This is a genomic window from uncultured Aquincola sp. (assembly GCF_964001545.1).
Taxonomy (GTDB): Bacteria; Pseudomonadota; Gammaproteobacteria; order Burkholderiales; family Burkholderiaceae_C; genus Aquincola.
Window position 1 is genome coordinate 1 of sequence record NZ_CAXFDV010000515.1, and the last position, 3,104, is coordinate 3,104.

Below are 3,104 nucleotides of genomic sequence, written 5' to 3' on the forward strand. Positions count from 1 at the left end.
CGGTAGCCCTGGTCGAGCAGCGAGAGAGCGAGCGGCAGGCCGGCCTGGCCCCCGCCGACGATGGCGATGCGACGCATGTGATTTCCTTTCAATGTGGCTTGGGGGTCGGCGTCCTTAGGACATCAAGCGGGGAATGGCGGGCTGGTTCTGTTCCGGCCCCATCACGGAATAGCCGCCGTCCACGGCGTAGTCGGCGCCGGTGACGAAGCTGGCCTGCGGCGACAAGAGGAAGGCCACCACCTCGGCCACCTCGGCCGGGTCGCCCAGGCGGCCCAGCAGGTGGTACGAGGCGGCCACCGCATCGGCCTTGGCGCGGTCGCCGCCCGACATCTGGCTGATCGGGTTCGACCAGGTCCAGCCCGGCGACACCGAATTGACGCGGATGCCGTCGGGCGCGAAGTCCATCGCCATGCTGCGGGTGGCCTGCAGCATCGCGGCCTTGGACACCGGGTACAGCCAGCGCCCCGTTTGCGCCACGCTGGACGAGATGCTGGTGAAGTTGACGATGGCGCCGCCACCGGCCTGGCGCAGGTGTGGCCGCGCGGCGCGGGCCATCATCACCGCGCTCACCAGGTTCACGTTCAAGGCCTGCAGCCAGTCGACGCGCGGCGAATTGGCGCCGTCGTCCAGGTAGGAGCAAGCCAGGTTCACCAGCGCATGCACGCCGCCGAAGGTCTGCACCACGGCGGCCACGCCGGCTTCGATCTGCGCGTCATCGGTCAGGTCGAGCGCGCGGAACTGAACACGCTCGGGGTGGCGGGCCGCCACGCGTGCACCGCCTTCGCTGTCCACGTCGAACACCACTACCTGGGCACCGGCCGCCACCAGGCGGTCGACCACCGCCTCGCCGATCAAGGTGGCGCCGCCGGTGACGATGGCCACCTTGCCGTTCATTGCCTGCATGACTGATTTCCTTTCCGTCGCGCTGTGCCGGCCAGGCTGGCCCGCGTTGGAAAGGATCTTGGTCTGCGCCCCCCGGGCGGCTGTAGCCGGCGGCTGCAACGCTTATCCGCAAAATGCGGACAACGCGCCGGCAATGAGTGGCCGCCCTCCATCAAGTTGCGCGCATGCCCGGCGATAACCGGCTGGTGTGCAACCTCAGATGTGATCGGCCATGTGGAAGATCAGCAAGCAGAGCTTCGGCTTCGTTCTCACCTTTGCCAGCCCGATGTCGGCCCAGGACATGCAGGCCTGGGTGACGGAATCCAAACAGGTGTTGTCCGAACCTTTGCCCAGCGAGTGGGGCGTGGTGGTGGACATGCGTGAGCTGTCGGCCCTGACCGCCGAAGCGCAGAAGCTGATGCAGACCGGCCAGGCCTTGTACAAGCAGGCCGGCATGAAGCGCTCGGCGGTGGCCGTGCGCGACGCCGTCACCGCGATGCAGTTCCGCCGCCTGGCGCGCAACAGCGGCATCGACCAGTGGGAGCGCTACATCAACGTGCAGCAGGTGGCGCAGTGGCAGAGCGCGGCCAAGCGCTGGGTGGTGGAGGGCTCAGAACCACCCCAGTAGAGGAATGCAGCCCCCAAGCTCACTGCGTTCGCGCCCCCCCGAGGGGGAGCCCAGCGCCTTGGGGCGGCCCGGCGGCGCTGGGGTCTATTCCAGCCGCCCCGCCTCCGTATCGCCCGAAGGCGTGGTGGCGGTGGTCATCACCTGCTGGCGCAGCTGGCCCAGCAGGTCGGCCATCAGCTTGCGGTCCTGCACGCGCAGGCTGGCGAACATCGAGACCACCCACGCTTCGTGCACGGTGGCGATCTGCTCGAAGGTGGTGATGCCCAGCGGCGTCAGCCGCACCCGCACCGAGCGGCGGTCTTCCAGGTCGGGCAGGCGTTCCACCCAGCCTTCTTTCACCAGCTCGTTGGTCAGGCCGGTGACGTTGCCGCCGGTCACCATCAGGTATTCGCCCAGCAGGCGCATGCCCAGCCCGTCGGCATGCCGGTACAGCTGCGCCATGTAGTCGAAGCGCGCCAGCGAGATGCCGAACTGCTGCCGCAGCCGGCGCCGCAGTTCGGCCTGGATCTGGTTGGTGCAGGCCATCATGCGCAGCCACAGCTTCAGCGACTGATGGTCATCGTCGGTCGCCCGCGCCTCCAGCCCCAGGCTGGCGGGCGGCGGCGGTGCGGTGGGGTGGGTGTCCCGGCTCATCTGCGGATCATGTTACCCGCCTCACCCTGGCAAAGCCGGTCGCGCACGCGACGCTTGAAACCCCTGAAACTGGTTTCATAATCCGCCCATGAACGCCCCCCAGCCGCCCGACGACACCGTGCCGACCGAGGCGGCGCGCAGCACCATCGCCGACGTGGCGCGGGTGGCGGGCGTGTCCAAGGCCACGGTGTCGCGGTTCTTGAACCACCGCGACAAGCTGCTGTCGGCCGAGATCGCGGCGCGGGTGGAAGCGGCCATCGCCAGCCTGGGCTACAGCCCCAGCCCGATGGCGCAGGCGCTCAAGCGCGGGCGCTCGCGGCTCATCGGCCTGGTGGTGGCCGACATCACCAACCCGTTTTCGGTGGCGGTGCTGCGCGGCGCCGAGAAGGCCTGCCAGCAGGCCGGCTACCTGGTGATGCTGTTCAACCTGGGCAACCAGAGCGAGCGTGAGCGTGAAGGCATCGAGGCGCTGGCCTCCTACCAGGTGGAAGGCTTCATCCTCAACACCCTGGGCGCCGATCCCACGGCGGCCGGCGAGGTGGCGCGCCACGGCAAACCCGCGGTGCTGGTGGACCGCCGGCCGCCAGGCATGAAGGCCGACTTCGTGTCCCTGGACAACGCCGACGCGGTGCGCCAGGCCGCCGGTCACCTGCTGGCCAACGGCTGGCGCGAGATGCTTTACGTCACCGAGCCCATCAAGGGCGTCAGCTCGCGCGTGGAGCGTGAGGCCGCCTTCCGCGCCTTCATCGCCGAGCAAGGCCGCGCCGCCAACGGCCACACGCTGGAAGCAGCCGAAGGAGAAGAAGCCGCTCTGGTGCAGGCCCTGAAGGACTGGCGCAAGCGCGCCGGCCGCAAGCCGGTGGCCGTGATCGCCAGCAATGCAGTGGTCACGCTGCGCGTGGCCAGCGCGGTGGCGCAGCTGGGCTGGCAGTTCGGCGCCGACCTGGGTTTCGTCGGGTTC

General features: G+C 69.2%; 4 protein-coding genes. 2 read left to right on the top strand and 2 right to left on the bottom strand.

Annotated features, from left to right (window positions below; genetic code table 11):
• Window positions 1–114: 114 nt before the first annotated feature.
• Window positions 115–903, bottom strand: coding sequence for an SDR family oxidoreductase (locus ABNT58_RS17455; RefSeq protein WP_348754715.1), 789 nt, complete (start codon window positions 901–903; stop codon window positions 115–117).
• A 211-nt stretch (window positions 904–1,114) separates the two neighbouring features.
• Between ABNT58_RS17455 and ABNT58_RS17460 the strand changes: the two genes are divergently transcribed.
• Complete coding sequence (locus ABNT58_RS17460) at window positions 1,115–1,510, top strand: hypothetical protein (protein ID WP_348754716.1); 396 nt, start codon at window positions 1,115–1,117, stop codon at window positions 1,508–1,510.
• A gap of 84 nt (window positions 1,511–1,594) precedes the next feature.
• On the opposite strand, the gene ABNT58_RS17465 is transcribed toward ABNT58_RS17460, so the two are convergent.
• Window positions 1,595–2,143, bottom strand: a complete 549-nt coding sequence (locus ABNT58_RS17465) for a MarR family transcriptional regulator (protein ID WP_348754717.1) — start codon at window positions 2,141–2,143, stop codon at window positions 1,595–1,597.
• Between the two features lie 88 nt (window positions 2,144–2,231).
• Here ABNT58_RS17465 and ABNT58_RS17470 point away from each other — a divergent pair.
• Window positions 2,232–3,104: LacI family DNA-binding transcriptional regulator (locus tag ABNT58_RS17470; RefSeq protein WP_348754718.1), on the top strand; the 873-nt coding region annotated here is incomplete at its 3' end.

Coding starts and splice junctions, on each gene's coding strand:
- ABNT58_RS17455 (WP_348754715.1), bottom strand. CDS start 903: ATGCAGGCAATGAACGGCAAGGTGGCCATCGTCACCGGCGGCGCCACC.
- ABNT58_RS17460 (WP_348754716.1), top strand. CDS start 1,115: ATGTGGAAGATCAGCAAGCAGAGCTTCGGCTTCGTTCTCACCTTTGCC.
- ABNT58_RS17465 (WP_348754717.1), bottom strand. CDS start 2,143: ATGAGCCGGGACACCCACCCCACCGCACCGCCGCCGCCCGCCAGCCTG.